The sequence below is a fragment of the Bacillus sp. CHD6a genome, assembly GCF_001293645.1.
Taxonomy (GTDB): Bacteria; Bacillota; Bacilli; order Bacillales; family Bacillaceae_I; genus Sutcliffiella_A.
The window spans coordinates 266723-285485 of record NZ_LBMD01000001.1 but is presented as its reverse complement, the minus strand read 5'-3'; the positions used below and the strand labels follow the sequence as shown (position 1 = coordinate 285485).

The 18763-nt window shown below is 38.0% G+C and carries 19 protein-coding genes; 10 read left to right on the top strand and 9 right to left on the bottom strand.

The features are described from left to right. The first annotated feature begins 84 nt into the window (after nucleotides 1-84). The 3 genes from AAV98_RS01470 (at nucleotide 85) to AAV98_RS01460 (ending at nucleotide 3550) form a co-directional block, all read left to right on the top strand. Nucleotides 85-1485, top strand: coding sequence for an NAD-dependent succinate-semialdehyde dehydrogenase (locus AAV98_RS01470; protein WP_060663997.1), 1401 nt, complete (start codon nucleotides 85-87; stop codon nucleotides 1483-1485). A 196-nt stretch (nucleotides 1486-1681) separates the two neighbouring features. After that, a complete protein-coding gene (locus AAV98_RS01465) occupies nucleotides 1682-2329 on the top strand; it encodes a 5-bromo-4-chloroindolyl phosphate hydrolysis family protein (protein WP_060663777.1) in 648 nt (215 codons plus the stop codon). 18 nt (nucleotides 2330-2347) lie between these two features. After that, a complete protein-coding gene (locus AAV98_RS01460) occupies nucleotides 2348-3550 on the top strand; it encodes a toxic anion resistance protein (RefSeq protein ID WP_060663776.1) in 1203 nt (400 codons plus the stop codon). Between the two features lie 41 nt (nucleotides 3551-3591). On the opposite strand, the gene AAV98_RS01455 is transcribed toward AAV98_RS01460, so the two are convergent. After that, nucleotides 3592-4128, bottom strand: coding sequence for a YhcN/YlaJ family sporulation lipoprotein (locus AAV98_RS01455; RefSeq protein WP_060663775.1), 537 nt, complete (start codon nucleotides 4126-4128; stop codon nucleotides 3592-3594). Nucleotides 4129-4258: 130 nt separating this feature from the next. Here AAV98_RS01455 and AAV98_RS01450 point away from each other — a divergent pair, with 130 nt between their 5' ends. Then, nucleotides 4259-5152: an alpha/beta hydrolase gene (locus tag AAV98_RS01450; protein ID WP_060663774.1), complete on the top strand. Its 894-nt coding sequence runs from the start codon at nucleotides 4259-4261 to the stop codon at nucleotides 5150-5152. Nucleotides 5153-5177: 25 nt separating this feature from the next. Then, complete coding sequence (locus tag AAV98_RS01445) at nucleotides 5178-5369, top strand: DUF2187 family protein (protein WP_060663773.1); 192 nt, start codon at nucleotides 5178-5180, stop codon at nucleotides 5367-5369. A 47-nt stretch (nucleotides 5370-5416) separates the two neighbouring features. On the opposite strand, the gene AAV98_RS01440 is transcribed toward AAV98_RS01445, so the two are convergent. Further along, on the bottom strand, nucleotides 5417-6004 hold the full coding sequence (locus AAV98_RS01440; protein WP_060663772.1) for a cell wall hydrolase: 588 nt from the start codon (nucleotides 6002-6004) through the stop codon (nucleotides 5417-5419). A 228-nt stretch (nucleotides 6005-6232) separates the two neighbouring features. Here AAV98_RS01440 and AAV98_RS01435 point away from each other — a divergent pair, with 228 nt between their 5' ends. Further along, nucleotides 6233-6685 carry a hypothetical protein gene (locus tag AAV98_RS01435; RefSeq protein ID WP_060663771.1) on the top strand — a complete coding sequence of 151 codons (453 nt, stop codon included), beginning with the start codon at nucleotides 6233-6235 and terminating at the stop codon, nucleotides 6683-6685. A gap of 25 nt (nucleotides 6686-6710) precedes the next feature. On the opposite strand, the gene AAV98_RS01430 is transcribed toward AAV98_RS01435, so the two are convergent. Further along, nucleotides 6711-7412, bottom strand: coding sequence for a class I SAM-dependent methyltransferase (locus AAV98_RS01430; RefSeq protein WP_060663770.1), 702 nt, complete (start codon nucleotides 7410-7412; stop codon nucleotides 6711-6713). Between the two features lie 103 nt (nucleotides 7413-7515). Here AAV98_RS01430 and AAV98_RS01425 point away from each other — a divergent pair, with 103 nt between their 5' ends. The 3 genes from AAV98_RS01425 to AAV98_RS01415 all read left to right on the top strand — a co-directional run bounded on the left by AAV98_RS01425 (nucleotide 7516) and on the right by AAV98_RS01415 (nucleotide 10425). Then, on the top strand, nucleotides 7516-7719 hold the full coding sequence (locus AAV98_RS01425; protein WP_060663769.1) for a DUF6501 family protein: 204 nt from the start codon (nucleotides 7516-7518) through the stop codon (nucleotides 7717-7719). A 110-nt stretch (nucleotides 7720-7829) separates the two neighbouring features. After that, complete coding sequence (locus AAV98_RS01420; protein ID WP_060663768.1) at nucleotides 7830-8942, top strand: PQQ-dependent sugar dehydrogenase; 1113 nt, start codon at nucleotides 7830-7832, stop codon at nucleotides 8940-8942. Between the two features lie 55 nt (nucleotides 8943-8997). Then, the gene (locus AAV98_RS01415) at nucleotides 8998-10425 is read left to right on the top strand and encodes a phospholipase D family protein (RefSeq protein ID WP_060663767.1); all 1428 of its coding nucleotides are present in this window, start codon (nucleotides 8998-9000) and stop codon (nucleotides 10423-10425) included. Nucleotides 10426-11010: 585 nt separating this feature from the next. Here AAV98_RS01415 and trhA read toward each other — a convergent pair. From trhA to AAV98_RS01390, 4 genes are all read right to left on the bottom strand, one after another. Beyond that, complete coding sequence (gene trhA / locus AAV98_RS01405) at nucleotides 11011-11658, bottom strand: PAQR family membrane homeostasis protein TrhA (protein ID WP_060663765.1); 648 nt, start codon at nucleotides 11656-11658, stop codon at nucleotides 11011-11013. A 528-nt stretch (nucleotides 11659-12186) separates the two neighbouring features. After that, the gene (locus AAV98_RS01400) at nucleotides 12187-13290 is read right to left on the bottom strand and encodes an AI-2E family transporter (protein ID WP_060663764.1); all 1104 of its coding nucleotides are present in this window, start codon (nucleotides 13288-13290) and stop codon (nucleotides 12187-12189) included. A 138-nt stretch (nucleotides 13291-13428) separates the two neighbouring features. Further along, a complete protein-coding gene (locus tag AAV98_RS01395) occupies nucleotides 13429-15048 on the bottom strand; it encodes an ABC-F family ATP-binding cassette domain-containing protein (RefSeq protein ID WP_060663763.1) in 1620 nt (539 codons plus the stop codon). Nucleotides 15049-15176: 128 nt separating this feature from the next. Continuing rightward, the gene (locus AAV98_RS01390) at nucleotides 15177-15629 is read right to left on the bottom strand and encodes a cupredoxin domain-containing protein (protein ID WP_060663762.1); all 453 of its coding nucleotides are present in this window, start codon (nucleotides 15627-15629) and stop codon (nucleotides 15177-15179) included. A gap of 149 nt (nucleotides 15630-15778) precedes the next feature. Here AAV98_RS01390 and AAV98_RS01385 point away from each other — a divergent pair, with 149 nt between their 5' ends. Next, nucleotides 15779-16765 (top strand): DUF3231 family protein, encoded by a 987-nt coding sequence (locus AAV98_RS01385; protein ID WP_060663761.1) that lies wholly within the window; start codon nucleotides 15779-15781, stop codon nucleotides 16763-16765. 33 nt (nucleotides 16766-16798) lie between these two features. Here AAV98_RS01385 and AAV98_RS01380 read toward each other — a convergent pair whose 3' ends face one another. Next, nucleotides 16799-17128, bottom strand: coding sequence for a DUF779 domain-containing protein (locus AAV98_RS01380; protein WP_060663760.1), 330 nt, complete (start codon nucleotides 17126-17128; stop codon nucleotides 16799-16801). 1 nt (nucleotide 17129) lies between these two features. Continuing rightward, nucleotides 17130-18650 carry an aldehyde dehydrogenase gene (gene adh / locus AAV98_RS01375; protein WP_060663759.1) on the bottom strand — a complete coding sequence of 507 codons (1521 nt, stop codon included), beginning with the start codon at nucleotides 18648-18650 and terminating at the stop codon, nucleotides 17130-17132. Between the last annotated feature and the right edge of the window lie 113 nt (nucleotides 18651-18763).

Below are 18763 nucleotides of genomic sequence, written 5' to 3'. Positions count from 1 at the left end.
AGGGAATGTTCCATAAAGAGTGAATATATTAAGGGAGAATGTCCTGAAAACTTTTTTGGAGGGATTGTAATGGAAAAATATTCAATGTACATAAACGGAGAATGGGTAAATACGGAAGAAGTTATTGAAGTGACAAACCCAGCTACAGGAGAAGTGTTTGCTACAGTACCTAGTATTTCTGAGGACCAAGTTGAAAAAGTGATTCAACATGCAGAAAAAGCATTTCAAACGTGGAGGAACTATACAGCATATGAGCGAGCGGATATTTTGAATAAATGGTTCCTTTTATTGGAGGAAAATAAGAAGCTAATTGCTGAAACTCTTACAAAGGAGCAAGGCAAGCCATTCCGTGAAGCACTTGGAGAGGTTGGTTATGCGAATAGTTTTGTAGATTGGTATAAAGAAGAAGGAAAAAGAATATATGGAGAAACCATACCATCTTCTTCCAAGGACAAGAGAGTACTTATTCAAAAGCAACCAGTGGGGGTTGTTGCGGCAATCACTCCTTGGAATTTCCCAGCTGCTATGATTACAAGGAAAGTAGCTCCTGCTCTTGCTGCTGGATGTACGGTGATCGTTAAGCCTGCAGGACAGACTCCATTGACTGCCTTGCTTATGGCAAAATATGCAGATGAAGCTGGGGTTCCTAAAGGTGTTCTGCAAGTCATCACGGGGAAGTCCTCCATAATTGGCGAATCATTAATGAAACATAAAGATGTGAAAAAGCTTACCTTTACCGGCTCGACGGAAATTGGAAAGAAATTAATGGAACAAGCATCTCAAACAGTTAAGAAACTTTCTTTGGAGCTTGGCGGGCATGCCCCATTTATAGTTTTTGAGGATGCAGACTTAGAAAAGGCTGCGAAAGGACTTGTTCAATCAAAATTCAGAAATGCTGGGCAGACATGCATTTGTGCGAATCGAATATATGTACAGGAGAGTGTAGCTGAAGAATTCACCTCTCTATTCATCAAAGAGGTTTCTAAACTTAAAGTAGGAAATGGCATGGAACGAGGAGTGGATCTTGGTCCACTGATCGATGAAGATGCATTAGATAAAGTAAAAGAGCATTTAAGCGATGCCAAAGAAAAAGGTGCAGCTGTTGCTTTTGGAGGGGAAGTGATGGAAAAAACCTTCATGGAACCAACAGTTATTACTGGTGTGACGGATGAAATGCTGTGTATGAATGAGGAGACATTTGGTCCGCTTGCACCTATTACCTCATTTAAAGATGAAGAGGAAGCAGTTAAACGGGCAAATAATTCACCATATGGACTGGCTGCATACGTGTTTACTGAGAATATGTCACGTATCTACCGTGTTACAGAAGGGTTGGATTACGGAATTATCGGAGTTAATGATGGAGCACCCTCTATTGCCCAGGCACCTTTTGGAGGTTTAAAGGAGAGCGGGATAGGCAGAGAAGGTGGTCATCACGGGATGGAAGAATATTTGGAAGTAAAATACCTATCCATAGGAATATAATCTACCATTCTCAGCCCTTGATTCTTATATAATCAAGGGCATTTTTCTATAATCTCATTCCTCCTCATAAAAAATTTCGTATTCCGACTTCTTTCCTATATAATTAAACTATAATTTACTGAAACCTTTACCAGGTTATATACGTAAGAAAGGTACAGTTTATCTATAGCCTTTAAAAAAGGTGAGGAGTGAAAATATGAAACGGTTTTTACTGCATAGTTTTATTATTATACTTTCGTTTAATTTAGCTGCCGTTGGTTTTTTAATAGTATTTCTACTTACAGGTAATCAATTACAACTTGGCGTCCTTGGCGCTTTTGGTGGCTTTCTCGGAAGCTATTGGGCGTTAAAAAGAAAACTGCTTCCTAATAACGACCTGGAAAAGTTAGAACGAAAAGAAAAGAAATATGTACAGGCTCAATTGAAGGGTGCAAAAGAAAAGGCAAAGAAAATTAATAGTACGAGATTTCGAGTGCGTTCCATATTTGTTTATCAAACCATTACAAAATTAGCTAAGATTTCAATGAAGATTATAAAAATGGTGGAAAAGGAACCAGCACGGTACCGCACAGCGCAAAATTTCTTTCACCAGCATCTGGATTCTTCTGCTATCATCACTGAAAAATATGTGCACCTATTAAATCAACCAGTTCGTACTCACGAAGTTTCACAAGCGCTTAGGGAAACGGAAGGTGCTTTAAAACAGTTAGAACGCAGCATGGAAAAAGAGTTGATGGCAGTCCTATCAGGTGATATGAATAATCTAACGACAGAAATTAAACTGATGAATCAATCAAATGATCAACAACTTGATTCAGATAAGAGAATGATTGAGAAGAAGTAGTTTATGGGGTGAGTGACGATGAAAAACAATGATCATGTAAAAAACCAAGTAAAAGAAGATACACTGAACGATTTATTAAGCAATCCTTTTTCCTCACCGAAAATGGACAATGAAATGATGACTCAAGATTTAAAGGAAGTTCAACCAGAACCTAAAAAAGAAAAAGTAATGGATACACTTTCTGAGGAATACAAAGCCAGAGCAATCGATATTGCGAAACAAATTGACCCTACAGACCAACAGTCTATATCTTCTTACGGAATTACCGCTCAGAACGAATTGTCTACTTTTTCTAATTCCATTTTGTCTCATGTTCAGGCTAAGGACGCTGGACCGGTTGGAGAAGTTGTTTCTGACTTGATGAGAAAGATCAAAGAAGTGAAACCAGGAGAACTGGAGCCTCGGAAAAAAGGATTATTTGGTAGACTTTTCGGAAATGTAAATAATTCGGTACAACAACTATTTGCAAAGTACCGAAAAATTGGCTTTGAAATCGATAAAATTTCTGATCAACTGGAAAGCTTTAAAAAAGTGTTGCAACGAGACAATATCATGTTAGAATCTTTATACGACAAAAACAAAGATTATTTCCAAGCACTGAATATTTATATTGCAGCAGCGGAGCATAAATTTGATGAAATTCAGGCATCTATTATTCCAGAGCTAGAACGAAAAGCCAGAGAAACAAATAATCAAATGGATGTACAGGCAGTTAGTGATATGATTCAATTTGCAGACCGCCTGCAAAAGCGTACACATGACTTAAAAATTAGCCGTCAAATTACCCTGCAAATGGCACCGCAAATAAGAATGATTCAGCACACCAATCAGACACTAGTAGAGAGAATTCAATCTTCCATCCTAACTGCCATACCGTTATGGAAGAATCAACTAGTTATAGCAGTTTCTCTATATAATCAGCAAAAGGCAGTCGATACACAGAAAAATGTTTCTGAGACTACGAACGAATTGCTATTGCGAAATTCTGAAATGCTTAAACAAAACACAATTTCTGCAGCACGTGAAAACGAACGAGGTCTTGTTGATATTGAAACACTGAAGAAAACACAAGATAACCTAATCGAGACACTAGAAGAAACCTTACAAATTCAACAAGAAGGCCGTGAAAAACGTCATCAAGTAGAACTTGAACTGGTCCAAATGGAAAACGACCTCAAAAACAAACTACTTGAAGTACGGTCTAAAGCAAAACGGAACTAACATACCAAAAACCCCTGCACAAATATCGCAGGGGTTTACTATTATCTAGAAGTCGGGAAGAGACGTTGAACTACTTCCGTAAATTCATCGAAAATCCCAGCAACAGGTCTGCCTTCTCTAATATCATTCGTATACCCTTCCATTCGATCGACAAACTCTGGGTTTACAGAAACATACACATTACGGATACTGCCATCTGAATGACGAACCTGATTTGCTATCTTTTCTTCCACATCTTTCGTTAATTCCTGTTTACCTTCTCCTTCTAAAACAGCTGCTACATATGCATTTCTATTAGTTACGATGATACTGCAAGATTCCACTTCTTTTAAATCAGTAATTTTCTTAGAGGCTTCATCTGCTACTTCAAGCCTTGGCTCATTTGTGTCATTAACTCTACGTGGGTTAATGTCGCCGTTTCTTACATTCCTATTGTAACGCCCCATTTTATCGTAATTAACATTAAGTGCGTTATCTGGGTTATTATTTTGATCTGCACCATAATTATCTACATTGCCACAACCTGTCATCACCATTGTCATGATAAGGCCAGTTACTAAAAATCCTTTTATATTCAATTCCTACACCTCTTTCATCATATTTACCTATATGTTTCATCAAGAGGGAGGGATTTATTCGGTTTTTATCATAAAAATAAGGTAACATAAGTATTAGAAATTTTGTTTATAGGACGAAGAGAGGTCAACTATGGTAAAGTATGAAAAGCAGGAGTATTTATCCTTTTATGGTCTAGAACAATGGGGTTCGATACATACTAGCGAAATTATTACCTACAATCAACACGAAATATTTATCCAATTTTTTATGCCTGATAATACTAAGAAATTAGTTACTATTGTACATGGTTATCTCGATCATTCTGGAGCACTATCGAAAATTATTGATACATTAGTTTCTGATGGATATGGTGTGGTTACGTTTGACTTGCCGGGCCATGGACATTCTAATGGAGTAAGGGGAGATATTGAAGATTTCTCAGCATATGCTCAAGTTCTACATGCGGTCCATTCTCACATTATTAATAAAGGGATAACTTATAAAAAATGGTCAATAATGGGACATAGTACTGGTGGGGCCATCATTTTAAATTATATGAACGAGTACAAATTCACATTTGATAAGGTGATTTTGGTAGCACCATTGATTCAACCATATTTGTGGTCATTTTCAAAGTTTGGTGTTAAACTCATTGGGGAGAAAATAGTTCATTTAAAAAGAACATATAGAAAAAATTCTTCAGATCCTGAGTATTTAGCGTATGTGAAAAACGATCCACTTCAATTCACAAAGTTACCTGTAAGTTGGCTTCAGTCTCTTGAGCGGTGGAACAGCAGTCTTTTAGAACAACTATCAAAAAGTGAAAAGACACTGTTAATTATTCAAGGGAATAAGGACACAACTGTTGATTGGAGGTATAATATAAAGTTCATTCTTAAAAAATACCCAAATGCTACGTGTGTACTTATTGATGGAGGTAATCATCAACTTCTCAATGAAACGGCAATAATTAGGGACCTAACTTTTACACATATTAAAAGATATTTATCAGTCATTGGGGATAATAAGGATAGAAGAAACTAAAGTATAAAAAAGGTGGAATAAGAAAATGGAAGAGACAAAAGCTACAAACGTTCAAGTAGGAGATACCATTCAAATTAATAAAGGAACAAAAAAAGGGAGCAAAGGCACCGTTATTGTTGTTAGAGACAGCTCTGTAATTGTGGAGCTAGGAAAAAATCCCAATACAGGTGAACCAATTCGTACTGTTATCAACCATAAGAACTATAAAGCTTTATAAATAGTAAAAGACACCGGAGATTAATCCGGTGTCTTTTTTAAATTGAATTACTGTGCAAAAACGTGGTTACCAATTGTCTTTGTTACTTTTCTTGTACGGATCCATTCATCACTTGTTTTGTCTGGATTAAAGAAGTAAAGTGAGTTATTGCCATCCCCTCGGAATGCAATAGCCTCTTCCACTGCTTTTTGGGCTTCCTCATCCGCGGACTTGTCGATCTGACCGTTTCCTACTGGAGAGAATTGGTATACTCCACCGGGACTCGTTTCATAAACTACTTCCTTAATGGAGTCAGGGAATTGGTCACTGTCCACTCGGTTTAATACAACTGTTGCCACAGCAACTTTTCCTTCATACGGTTCTCCTTTAGATTCCGCATGCACAAGGCGTGCCAATAATTCTTTATCATTTTGCGATACTTTCTCTGGGAGCTGTAAAGCTTCTCCAGGAAAAATAAGATGGTTGTTTTTATTATTTAATTCCTTCATTTCCTTGACGGAAACTCCGTAAGTCTTTCCTATATTCCAAAGTGAATCGCCTGATTTTACTTTATGTGAATCAGTTGCATGTGCATCAAATCCTGTTCCAGCAAACAATGCTACTGCTGCAGTAGAAATGACAATAAGTTTTTTCATAAATAGATTTCCTCCTTGTGTTGTGGATAATCATCAACTCTCGGACGCTCTAAGAAATATCCTAACAAGTATATAGAACTATTTCACTGTATAAATGTTGGAATGGGATGATATATATTGTAGATATTACCTACTTTTCACATTTAATAGGATAATTATGGGATTGAAGTGGGAAAATAAGTTCATTACTCCAAGATAACCTAATTCAAATTGATGGGAGATGTTGTATTGCGCTACATATCAAAGTATCCGACAGCAGTTCACAGCTTTATTCTATCCTTGATGTTAATCCAAGGAACCTATCAAATGTTGCAAGCTCATTATGGAAGGGGAGTAACACAGCTCTCCATAGGTATGATAATCTTGTTTTCCTATTTCATTCGATATGAGATAAAATTGGACGAAACAAGAGTACATTACGAAATACGGTTTATAGGTCATACGTTTTATTCGAGAAAAATAAATGCCGGTGATATAAGGAAAATAGTCTTTAAGCGAGTGGGATGGTCAGCAATGGGAGCATTCATTTATACAGATGAATTTTTCCCCATCCGATTAATAAATTTTAAACCTGATAATATGTATGATCAATTACATCTGTATGGGAAGAAAAACGGAATTTCTGTCATAAGTCGGGAAGATCTGGTACAGCAAAAAGGGAATGTCACAAAAGAAAGCTGAAGCATACATAAGTAGCTCCAGCTTTTTATCGTTGTGCTCGAATAACACTTATTTCAATATGTTCCTGTGATTCATATGTTAACTTTTCATGTTGATGCATCACTTCAAAATACTTATCATCTATTACTTCAGACGGGTCCATTTCCGGTTCCGATGGCTCAAGTTCACCCAAAGAGATAGGAGAGATCATTACTTTCTTAAATCCATGTTTTTCAAGAGTCTCTTTCCATTCGTCTTTACTAAACATATTCGGCATATTGTAGAAAAGCTTCATTCTGTCTTCCAATTCACTTTGCAATGTACCTTTCTTCGTCATCTCAAACGCTAACAGAACTCCATCCTCGTTCAGAAGTCGAACCACTTCCGGAAGAGTTTTGTTTATATCAGTAAAAGATAAAACTGATTCAGAGAGTATAAAATCAAAACTGCTATCTCTAAATTCTGTTTCTTCAATATCCATTTGTAGGGCAGTTATCCCTGCTTGATGTTCTGTAAATCGATTGTTGGCTTTTTCAATCATAATTGGATGATTATCTATAGGTGTAATATTTACATTCATAGCATTTAGAAATAAAGACGTTTGTCCTGTTCCACATCCAATTTCAAGTAGCTTTTTCTCTGAAAGATTTTCTTTTAATAGGATGGTTTTGGTTAGCTCCAACCCTCCAGGATGAGCACCGCCAATTCCAAACAATGCTAATAAATCTGTATATGGTCTATTGTTCATTCCTTTTTCACCTCATCTAATCATATGAAAGAACAGTTGTGTTTGTTCATTGTAAAAAGATGAGGTAAAATAGTTGAGAGATAATGTAGGAGGTGCAAAGTAAATGATACATAATTCTTGGGATAATAAAGAAACAGTACAGCATGTTAAGTGTGTACATACAGATGCAAAAAAATATCTAGTGAGCAATATGCTGACTGTTGGAAAAACGTACGAAGTGAAAAATGAAACGGAAGAGTTTATATTCGTAAAAGACAACAGCGGCCACATTGGTGGATATTATAAAACCTATTTTGAAAAAGCATAAGGAAACGAAGAGACAAGGCGGAAATACGTCTTGTTTTTTTTTTTGTATTTTCATTCGTTATTTGGATTAGACTTGAAAGATGAGGGGAAAAGAGTAGAGGGGTGACTTTTTTGAGAAATTTTATGTTAACAATAACCTTGCTGTGCACGATTTTAACAGGTTGTACTCCTTTAGTGGAACCAGAAAATGAAAGTGAAAATGAAGTTCAAGAAACGAACACATCACCTGAAAAAGATGTTGAAAATCAACAATATAGATTCACGAATAAAGAAGTAATAGCGACCAATTTAAACATACCTTGGTCTATTGCTAAATCAGGAGATACATTTTTCATTACTGAAAGAACAGGGAAAATTGTAAAAATAAATAAAGAAGGCATGACAAGGGAAGATATCCAACTGGAAAGACCGTTATTGGTCTATGGTGAGGGCGGATTGCTTGGCTTGGAACTACACCCTGACTTTCAAAAGAACGGACTCGCGTTTGCCTATCATACATATGGGACTGAAGAGAGGGTAAAGAATAGGATTGTAACATTGAAGTATGACGGAACAGAATGGAAGGAAGCAGGAGTTCTGTTGGAAGACATCGATGGAGCTATTTATCACAATGGCGGACGGATAAAAGTTGGACCAGATAACAAGTTATATATAACAGTCGGAGATGCCAATAAACCCGAGACTGCACAGAACAAAGAACTGATTACTGGCAGCATTCTCCGCATGAACTTGGATGGTACTGTACCTGAAGATAATCCTTTTCCAAGATCCTATGTTTACAGTTACGGCCATCGAAATCCTCAAGGGTTAGCATGGGACAAAGAAACAGGTGAGATGTATGCATCAGAGCATGGCCCATCTGCTTTTGATGAAATCAATATTATAAAAAAAGGCAAAAACTACGGATGGCCAACTTATACAGGGGATGACCATGCTGAAGAAGTAGAACCGCCTCTATATCACTCTGGTACTGATACTTGGGCTCCATCTGGCATTGTTGTTGAGAATGGAATTCTGTTTGTAGCAAACCTAAGAGGTGAAATGGTGAGAGCTTTCGACATTAGCTCCAACCAACAATCTGTAATTTGGAAAGATAATGGCCGAATTAGGGATGTGTGGAAGGAGGGGGATTCCATCTACTTTATAACCAATAACACAGATGGGAGAGGAAACCCTGTCCCAGAAGATGACCAGTTGATCAAACTGGACTTATCGTTTGATTAACTAGAAAAGAAAAAGATTTTTAGTTGATCTTTGCCAATATTCTAGGGGGAACAATATGAAGAACTGGATAAAAAAAAATATACTTCTGACCATTATACTAATACTCATCTTAATTGTAATACTTACCAGCGTCTATCATAGTTATAAGCCATTGCCAGAAGGCGTATCCTTTGAAGGTGATGTCCACTACGTATCTGAAGTGGATTTTCTCTATGATCTTACTTATGGAGACAAGGATAACCTTCAAAAGGAACATAAGATATTTGATCGCATTTTTCAAATAATTGATGATGCAGAAGAGTTTATAGTAATAGACATGTTCTTATTCAATGGATATCATGATGGAGAATTGGATTACCCTCCGTTAAGCTCCAACTTGATGGAAAGACTTATTTCTAAAAAGAAGGAGAGCCCAAATGTAGATATTGTATTCATCACCGATGAAATCAATACAACTTACGGGTCACATGAGGCGGAAGAGTTGTCTATGTTAGAAGATAACGGAATAAGAGTCATCGAGACGAATGTGAAGGTGTTGCGAGATTCCAATCCGCTATATTCTGGAGTCTGGCGAGTGTTCTTTCAATGGTTCGGTCAAGGTGGTTCGGGCTGGATCAAGAACCCAATGGCAGAAGATGCACCTGAGACAACCGTCCGTTCTTACTTGAAACTTTTAAACATAAAAGCAAATCACAGAAAGGTAATTGCGACAGATAAAACAGCTATGATTTCTTCAGCCAACCCACATGATGCAAGTGGACTGCATTCAAATACCGCCTTTGAAGTTTCTGGTAATATTGTTGCTGATATATTAAAAACGGAACAGGCAATCCTTGATTTTTCTGGGGGTGGCGGTTTACCAAAATACACTGGACAGACAGAGAAAGGTGACATTGCAGTTCAACTGTTAACGGAGAGGAAAATATTAAATCATGTTCTTGAAGAAATAAGAAAATCCAAGGATAAAGAAGAAATCTGGGTAGGGATGTTCTATCTGGCAGAAAGAAAGATTATTGAGGAACTAATTGACGCTGCAGACCGGGGAGTGACCGTTAATTTAATTCTTGATCCTAATGAACATGCATTCGGCCAACAGAAGATAGGACTTCCTAATCGACCTGTTGCATCAGAGCTGTTAGAAGAAGGGCAAGGCAATATTGAATTAAAATGGTACAACACCCAAGGGGAACAATACCATCCTAAAATGATCTATTTTAATCGGGCAGAAGAATCCACCATTATCGGAGGGTCAGCAAATTTTACAAGAAGAAATCTCTATGATCTCAATTTGGAAACGGATATAAAGATAACTGCCAATAACAACGAGCAAGTAATGAAGGATATGGATGATTATTTCCTAAGGTTATGGAGTAACGAGGACGAGATATATACCCTCCCTTACGAAACTTATAAAGACGAAATGCCTATCGTAAAAAAAGCCATGTACCGCCTACAAAAAATATTCAGATTCACAACTTACTAAAACAAGCTGTCCAGATTTTTTGGAAGCCGCTGAAAAACTGAAATATCTTATATTTAGTGATTTTTAGCTGTGGATTGTAGCAAAAGGTTAAGATTCCTGAGGGAGATAGTGCTAGCTTGAGACCCCGCAGCAAAGGAGGCCACTGAAAAACTGATAACGTAAAATTTTTATTGATTCCTAGCTGTGGATTGGAGCAAAAGGCGAAGACTCCTGAGGGAGCAAGCGCTAGGTGGAGACCCCGCAGGCGTAGCCGAGGAGGCTCCAGCAGTGCCCCTAGGAAAGCGAAGCCATTTGCGGAAATCCACAGCGGTGTTTATAAAAATATTAAAATCAAGACTTTTTCAGTGGCCTCCAGCAAAGCGAGGAGGCTCCAGCACCGCCCCTAGGAAAGCGAAGCCATTTGCGGAAATCCACAGCGGTGTTTATAAAAATACTAAAATCAAGACTTTTTCAGTGGCCTCCAGCAAAGCAGGAGGCTCCAGCACCGCCCCTAGGAAAGCGAAGCCATTTGTGGAAATCCAAAGCGGTGTCTGAACAACATCTTATTTCTAGAGATTTTTCCAGCGGATTCAATTATTGGACAGCTTATTGTATAGGTAACACATATAACAAAACAAAAAAGAAATGCAAAACAGTCCCGCCTAATACAAAAATATGCCATACCGCATGATGATACGGAAACGCCCGCCAAACATAAAAAACTGCTCCTAAACTATAAACAACCCCTCCAGCAACAAGAAAGGCTATACCGCCAGTCCCCACAGTAGAAGTAATATCATTCCAACCAAACACCGCAAGCCAACCCATCAATACATAAAGAAGGGTAGAAGCCAAAATAAATCTTTTTACAAAAAACACCTTAAACACCGTTCCCGCTATCGCCAGGCCCCATACTATTCCAAAAAGTGTCCAGCCTAGGGCACCATCCATAATAATAAGGGTAATGGGAGTGTAGCTTCCCGCAATAAAAAAGTAAATCGATGAATGATCTAGAATTTCAAAAACATTTTTAGCTTTCCCCTTAGGCAATGCATGTAATAGTGTAGAGGCTGTGTAAAGCATTATCATGGTTACACCGTAAACGATAAAAGTTGTCACATGAAGGGAAGTCCCGTTGATAGCAGAGAACACTATCAATAATACAAGAGCAGCAATACTCGTTAAAATGCCGATCCCATGAGTAATTGTATTTGCAATTTCTTCTCCTTTTGAAAAGGTATGTGTTTGAGCCATGTTTATCATCTCACTTTTGTCGTTTAATGAACTAAACTAAATTGTTACTTCCTATCATAACAACTATAAGTACTTTTTTCCAATAAAAAAGCATGTCATGAAAGTGAGATTAACTTTGCATTACATGCTTTTTGGGGAAAGTGCCGGTTTTGTTGAATTTTTGTACAAAAAACAGGTGGAAACACTCGTTTTGATGAGTGTTTTGAATCGTTCGGTCATTTCGAGTCTTGGTTCGGACAATTTTCTCATGGTATAGGAGGGGGTTCGGACATTTGAGATGCGTGTTAGGTCAACTTTCAACGACCTTTAGACAAGTTAAAATTCCGTTCGGTCAATTTTGAGAAAACTTCGGTCAACTTTGCCAAAACTTCGGTCAAATTCGGACAAACTTTGGTCAACTTTCGAAAAACTTCGGACAATTGGCGCGTTGCCCCCCGTTATCTATCCCTATGACCCGCGTTGCCCCCCGTTATCTATCCCTATGACCCGCGTTGACCTCCATAAAACCTGTCCAAGACCCTACCTATCCTATTTATAAAGCGAATCTTCCGTAACTTTTACTTTTCTAAGTTTAATAAATCGAATGGTATGCAGGACAATCACTTTGGAAACTGCATAGGTCGGTACTGCAAGCAATAAACCAAGCAAGCCTGCAAATTTGCTTGCTACTAGTAAGAGTAAAATGATGGTGAGTGGGTGAACATCCAATTTCTTACCCATAACCTGTGGCGAAATCAAATTGCTTTCTATTTGCTGAACAATGATTACTACCACTAGTACCCACAAGGCCATAATAGGTTCATCAAAAAAGGCTACGATAACACTTGGTATAGTCCCAATAAACGGTCCAATGAAAGGAATCACATTTGTAAACATGGCTATCAAAGCTAAGACAAGCGAATATTCCAGTCCAATTATTAGAAACCCAATATAAATTAACACCCCAACAAATACACTGACAATAATTTGACCTTGAATATAGGAACTCAAAGCTATGTCCATGTCTTTCAATACACTTCTACCTTCGCGCTCATGTTGGCGAGGTATTATTTTAATCACCTGATCAGGCAATCGATCTCCATCTTTTAACATGTAAAAAAGGACAAACGGGATAATTACAAGTAACACAAGAAAACCAGTTATTGCGCTAATTATGTTCACTACGTTTGAGCCAAAAGCAGTAACATAAGCATTTAAATTATCTGCAAGTTTACCGGATATCTCTTCTAGAGAAAACCGCTCATTTTGCTGAAATCTCGCAATATATTCATTTTCTTGCAATTCAAACGTGTAATCTCTGATATCATTGATTATTTCTGGTGTATTCTTTACAAGACTATTAACCTGTTGTTGTAAGGTAGGACCAATAAAGAACAATAACATGGTAATTAGACCAATAAACATAAGGTATATGCTTAATATTGCTAACCCTCTTGGGACATAGCGATCAGCAAGGTTTACAAGAGGTCTAAGTAAATAATAAAGAACACCTGCTAGAATAATCGGTGCAAATAACGTGCTAATCATCACGGTGAGAGGGGTGAAGATAAAATCTACTAGTGATGCTAAGAAAATAATTAACAGTATGACAATAATTCCATAGCCAACCTTAAACCACTTCGTTTGCGGCATTCCTACACCTCATTCATTCTAAGTTATCAACTTCATAAATTATATAGGTAAAAAGCGAATATTACTAATACGAAATAATGCCAAAAAGGTTTCAAAATTTGAAAAAAGCCCTTTTATTCTAAAGGGCCTTTAACAATTTTAGGAGTGAAGATCAGCTAACTGTTGCTGTACACTTGCATCCTCTAAATATTCATCATACGTCATTTGTTTATCCACCATACCTTTAGGTGTGATTTCAATGATCCTATTTGCAATCGTTTCAATGAACTGATGATCATGAGAAGTGAAAATAATGGACCCCTTGAAATTAATCAGCCCATTGTTTAGAGCTGTAATAGATTCAAGGTCCAAGTGGTTCGTAGGGTCATCAAGCAATAGTATGTTTGATCCGGAAAGCATCATTTTAGAAAGCATACAACGCACTTTTTCTCCTCCCGATAGAACACTCGCTTTTTTCATAACTTCTTCACCAGAGAATAGCATTCTACCTAGGAAACCGCGCAAGAAGCTCTCAGTCTGGTCATTAGGAGAGTACTGACGCAACCAATCTACAAGGTTCATGTCTACGCCTTCGAAAAACTTGGAGTTGTCTCTTGGGAAAAATGCCTGTGTAGTCGTGATTCCCCATTTGAAGGTTCCACTATCCGGTTCCATTTCACCTGAGATAATTTTTAAAAGAGTGGTGTTTGCAATTTCATTTCCACCTACAAGGGCAATTTTATCATCCTTGTTCATAATGAAACTTACATTATCTAATACTTTTTCGCCATCGATTGTTTTAGTCAATCCTTCTACACGTAAAAGATCATTTCCGATTTCGCGTTCCGGTGTGAAATTCACATAAGGATAACGACGAGATGAAGGCTTTATGTCATCCAAAGAAATCTTATCTAAAAGCTTCTTACGGGATGTCGCCTGTTTGGATTTAGAGGCATTTGCACTAAATCGGGCAATAAAGGCTTGAAGCTCTTTGATTTTTTCTTCTTTTTTACGGTTCACATCAGATGCCATTCTAGCCGCAAGTTGACTGGATTCATACCAGAAGTCATAGTTACCAACATAGATTTGGATTTTACCGTAGTCTAAGTCAGCAATATGCGTACAAACTTTATTTAAGAAGTGACGGTCATGGGATACAACAATGACTGTATTCTCAAAGTTGATAAGGAATTCTTCTAACCATTGTATCGCTTTAATGTCCAAGTGGTTGGTAGGCTCATCAAGTAATAGTACATCGGGTTTACCAAAAAGAGCTTGCGCCAAAAGTACTTTTACCTTTTCACCACCAGTGATGTCGGCCATTTTCTTTGTATGAAGATCTTCAGAAATTCCTAAACCTTTTAAAAGGATTGCTGCTTCTGATTCAGCTTCCCAACCATTTAATTCAGCAAATTCGCCTTCAAGCTCTGCAGCTCTCATACCATCTTCATCTGAAAAGTCTTCTTTCATATAAATAGCATCTTTTTCCTGCATTACTTCATATAGACGACTATGTCCCATGATTACCACTTTAAGAACTTCGTGTTCCTCATATTCAAAGTGGTTTTGCTTCAGGATAGCCATACGCTCATCCTTATTCATGTGTACGTCGCCAGTTTGAGCTTCTACTTCACCGGACAAGATTTTCAAGAAAGTAGATTTACCGGCACCATTAGCTCCAATTAACCCGTAACAGTTTCCAGGGGTGAATTTTATATTAACATCTTCAAATAACTTTCGATCGCCATAACGTAGACCAATATTCGTAACTGTAAGCATGTAATTAGTTTCCTCCAAAATTAATGTCGTTGAAATTATACCATTAAATGAGGACGTTGCAAAAGATTCATTTAGTATAGAAGCAAAATAAAAAAGACCAGTCTCCATTCTGACTGGTCATTTTGTATTTAATAAACATAAATATAAGCCACCATTGGAGGACTATGATGTCCGTTGTGGTGTGAATGGGTGGAACAGATTAATTTGTATACTCCAGTTTTATCAAATTGCACATCAATTAGTGTTTCTTCGCCTTTTTTTATGACACCATTAATATCTGTTCCTTCAATTGAAAATGGATGTTCACTGCCATTTACCCCGAAAATACTAAACGTTATTTCTTTGCCTTTAGGTACGGTAATAGTACCAGGATCAAAGCGGTAGGCCTCTATTTCTGTGCCGTCTGCCAATTTTGTCTTAAATTCCGAAGTGATCATGTTGAATACCAGTTTTTCTTCTTCAGATGGTTTGCCAGTGGTAGGAACTACCCCTTTATTAACCACATACCATCCCCCTAATCCAGCGATTATGCAAAGTACAGTTGTAATAAGAAAGCTTTTCTTTATTACAAAAAATTTCATTCCATCCTCACCCTTTCCTTTGCTTGGCTTCTACTTAAATGTGTATGCAAAGGAGGGGGGAGGGTTGTCTACATTTTTACAAAATTTCTTATAACAATCTTTTATGGAGGACATACTAAAAAAAATATTCATGGGAGGGGCAAGGCTTAATGGATAAACAGTTGTCATCTTCTGAAATAGGGAATCTTTGGATGACGTATCAACAGAAAACAATGCTAGCTAGGCTTTTAGAGCATTTTCTAGCGAACAAACAAAATGAAGAAGTTCACAACTTGGTACAAACCTACTACGATCAAGAATTAAATTTTATTAATGAACTAACAGAACTCTTTAAGCGAGAAAATATGGTGGTGCCTGTCGGGTATGTCGAAAGCGATGTAATGCCGTCGACGAAGCCTTTGTATGACCAGTACTTCGATGCACTGTTCCTAAGAGTGATGATGAAAATAACTATTGGTCTAAACGCTTTAAATGTCAGTATGTCTTATCGACAAGACATCACGGCGTTATATAGAAGATTTCTGGATGTAACAACAAATACATATAACGAATTGACTCAATTCTTATTGAAAGATGGGGTTCTTACTCGTCCACCAATGATTCCGATGCCGGAAAAAGTGGAATTTGTAAAAGGGGAAGGCTATATGGCAGGCTTTAATATTTTCAGCGAAAAGAGACCATTGAATGCCATTGAACTTTCGCTATTGTATCAGGGTATTGAAAGCAACGTACTTGGGTTTCAGTTGTTAAGAGGGTTTGAACAGGTAACAAGGGACAAAGAAGTGAAGAAATACTTTGAAAGAGGAAAAGACTTGGCGAAACAAATTATTGATACTTTCAGCGAGATACTCCTATCGAGCGATATACAGCCTCCCATAGTTGCTTGGGGGAATCCTACCTTATCAACGGATTCACCATATTCTGAGAAGCTCATGATGTATTTGACAAACCTGCTCAGCAGCTTCGGGCTTACAAGCAACGCTCTTGGTACATCATTTAGCCTTCGTTCCGATCTCCCGACAAAGATGACGTTAATTGCAAAAGATATATTTGATTATGCTAAAGATGGTGGACAATTAATGATTAAGAATGGCTGGATGGAAGAGCCACCTCAGTCATTGAAAAGCACAAAGTAAAAGACGAAGGCGTCCATAAGCGGACGCCTTTTGTCATGTTGGGAAAACTTTTGATCTGGTCAAGAAACGTACACCTTCTGGACCTTCTAAGGAGAACATTCCACCTCTGCCTGAAACGACATCAATAATGAGCTGTGTATGCTTCCAGTACTCATACTGCTTTTTATTCATGTAGAAGGGAGCACCGCCTATTTCTCCAAGTAAAACATCAGAATCTCCAATCATAAAGTCTTCCTTTGGATAGCACATAGGGGAACTCCCATCGCAGCATCCCCCGGATTGGTGGAACAGTACAGGTCCATGTTTGCCTACAAGCTTTTCAATTAATTCAACGGCAGCTTCGGTAGCCAGTACTTTTTCCATCTTAAAAGAATCCTAATTTTTTTGGACTGTAACTTACTAAAAGATTTTTCGTTTGCTGGTAGTGGGAAAGCATCATTTTATGGTTCTCACGACCGATTCCACTCATTTTATATCCACCGAATGCAGCATTGGCAGGATATGCATGGTAGCAGTTAGTCCAAACACGTCCCGCTTCAATTTGGCGTCCGAAACGATAAGCAGTATTTACGTCTCTTGTCCAAACTCCTGCTCCAAGCCCGTAAAGAGTGTTATTTGCAATTTCCAATGCTTCTTCAGCTGTTTTAAAGGTGGTCACAGATACAACTGGCCCAAAGATTTCTTCTTGGAAAATTCTCATCTTGTTATTGCCTTTAAAAACGGTCGGTTTTACATAATAACCATTAGCTAAATCGCCTTCAAGCATATTTCGTTCTCCGCCTGCAAGAAGTTCTGCACCTTCTTCTTTTCCAATTTCGAGATAAGAAAGGATTTTTTCCAACTGCTCCGAAGAGGCCTGTGCTCCTATCATCGTTTCTGTATCAAGAGGATTACCTTGTTTGATTTGAGAAACCCGTTCAAGTGCACGCTCCATAAATTTATCATAAATGGATTCATGTATGAGGGCACGGGAAGGGCATGTACATACTTCACCTTGGTTGAGTGCAAACATAACAAAGCCTTCCACTGCTTTATCAAAGAAATCATCATCTTGAGCCAGCACGTCTTCAAAGAAAATGTTCGGTGATTTCCCGCCTAGCTCAAGCGTTACCGGAATGATGTTTTGAGAAGCATATTGCATAATTAATCGGCCTGTTGTCGTTTCTCCAGTAAAAGCAATTTTTGCAATTCGGTCACTGGAGGCTAAAGGTTTCCCAGCTTCCACACCAAATCCATTAACAATGTTTAATACACCTGGAGGTAAAAGGTCTGAAATTAGCTCAGTTAAAACCATGATGGAAGCAGGTGTCTGCTCAGCAGGTTTTAAAACGACACAGTTCCCAGCTGCGAGAGCTGGAGCAAGCTTCCAAGTGGCCATTAGTAACGGGAAATTCCAAGGAATTATTTGTCCCACAACCCCTAGTGGTTCATGGAAGTGGTACGCGATTGTGTCGTTATCAATCTCTCCTAGCGACCCTTCCTGGGCTCTAATACAACCTGCAAAATACCTAAAATGATCAATAGCAAGTGGAAGATCTGCGGCCATCGTCTCTCGAACCGGTTTTCCGTTCTCCCATGTTTCCGCAACTGCTAGCATCTCCAAGTTTTCTTCCATGCGATCTGCAATTTTATTAAGAATGTTTGCTCTTTCAGCTACAGACGTTTGACCCCAAGCTGTTTTTGCTTTATGTGCGGCATCCAATGCCAATTCAATATCCTCTGCAGTGGATCGAGCAACTTCACAAAAAACCTGACCTGTAACGGGAGTGACATTTTCAAAATATTCACCTTTTACTGGAGCGACCCATTCACCACCAATATAGTTGTCATACCGGTTTTTAAAAGAAACTTTAGAATCTTTCTCACCTGGATTAGCATAAATCATTTGAAAATTCCTCCTCAAAATAGATTAATAGGTTGTGTACGAAACTTATTTATGTAAGCGCATACAAAAGACTACAAAAAATAGAAAGGTTAGACAACCTATTGTAAAATGAA

What these genes read in the sequence shown, in the direction of transcription:
- AAV98_RS01440 (WP_060663772.1), bottom strand. Translation starts at nt 6,004, where the DNA reads ATGAAAAAACTTATTGTCATTTCTACTGCAGCAGTAGCATTGTTTGCT.
- AAV98_RS01385 (WP_060663761.1), top strand. Translation starts at nt 15,779, where the DNA reads ATGGATAAACAGTTGTCATCTTCTGAAATAGGGAATCTTTGGATGACG.
- AAV98_RS01450 (WP_060663774.1), top strand. Translation starts at nt 4,259, where the DNA reads ATGGTAAAGTATGAAAAGCAGGAGTATTTATCCTTTTATGGTCTAGAA.
- AAV98_RS01470 (WP_060663997.1), top strand. Translation starts at nt 85, where the DNA reads ATGTACATAAACGGAGAATGGGTAAATACGGAAGAAGTTATTGAAGTG.
- AAV98_RS01425 (WP_060663769.1), top strand. Translation starts at nt 7,516, where the DNA reads ATGATACATAATTCTTGGGATAATAAAGAAACAGTACAGCATGTTAAG.
- AAV98_RS01445 (WP_060663773.1), top strand. Translation starts at nt 5,178, where the DNA reads ATGGAAGAGACAAAAGCTACAAACGTTCAAGTAGGAGATACCATTCAA.
- AAV98_RS01390 (WP_060663762.1), bottom strand. Translation starts at nt 15,629, where the DNA reads ATGAAATTTTTTGTAATAAAGAAAAGCTTTCTTATTACAACTGTACTT.
- adh (WP_060663759.1), bottom strand. Translation starts at nt 18,650, where the DNA reads ATGATTTATGCTAATCCAGGTGAGAAAGATTCTAAAGTTTCTTTTAAA.
- AAV98_RS01395 (WP_060663763.1), bottom strand. Translation starts at nt 15,048, where the DNA reads ATGCTTACAGTTACGAATATTGGTCTACGTTATGGCGATCGAAAGTTA.
- AAV98_RS01430 (WP_060663770.1), bottom strand. Translation starts at nt 7,412, where the DNA reads ATGAACAATAGACCATATACAGATTTATTAGCATTGTTTGGAATTGGC.
- AAV98_RS01400 (WP_060663764.1), bottom strand. Translation starts at nt 13,290, where the DNA reads ATGCCGCAAACGAAGTGGTTTAAGGTTGGCTATGGAATTATTGTCATA.
- AAV98_RS01415 (WP_060663767.1), top strand. Translation starts at nt 8,998, where the DNA reads ATGAAGAACTGGATAAAAAAAAATATACTTCTGACCATTATACTAATA.
- trhA (WP_060663765.1), bottom strand. Translation starts at nt 11,658, where the DNA reads ATGGCTCAAACACATACCTTTTCAAAAGGAGAAGAAATTGCAAATACA.
- AAV98_RS01460 (WP_060663776.1), top strand. Translation starts at nt 2,348, where the DNA reads ATGAAAAACAATGATCATGTAAAAAACCAAGTAAAAGAAGATACACTG.
- AAV98_RS01465 (WP_060663777.1), top strand. Translation starts at nt 1,682, where the DNA reads ATGAAACGGTTTTTACTGCATAGTTTTATTATTATACTTTCGTTTAAT.
- AAV98_RS01380 (WP_060663760.1), bottom strand. Translation starts at nt 17,128, where the DNA reads ATGGAAAAAGTACTGGCTACCGAAGCTGCCGTTGAATTAATTGAAAAG.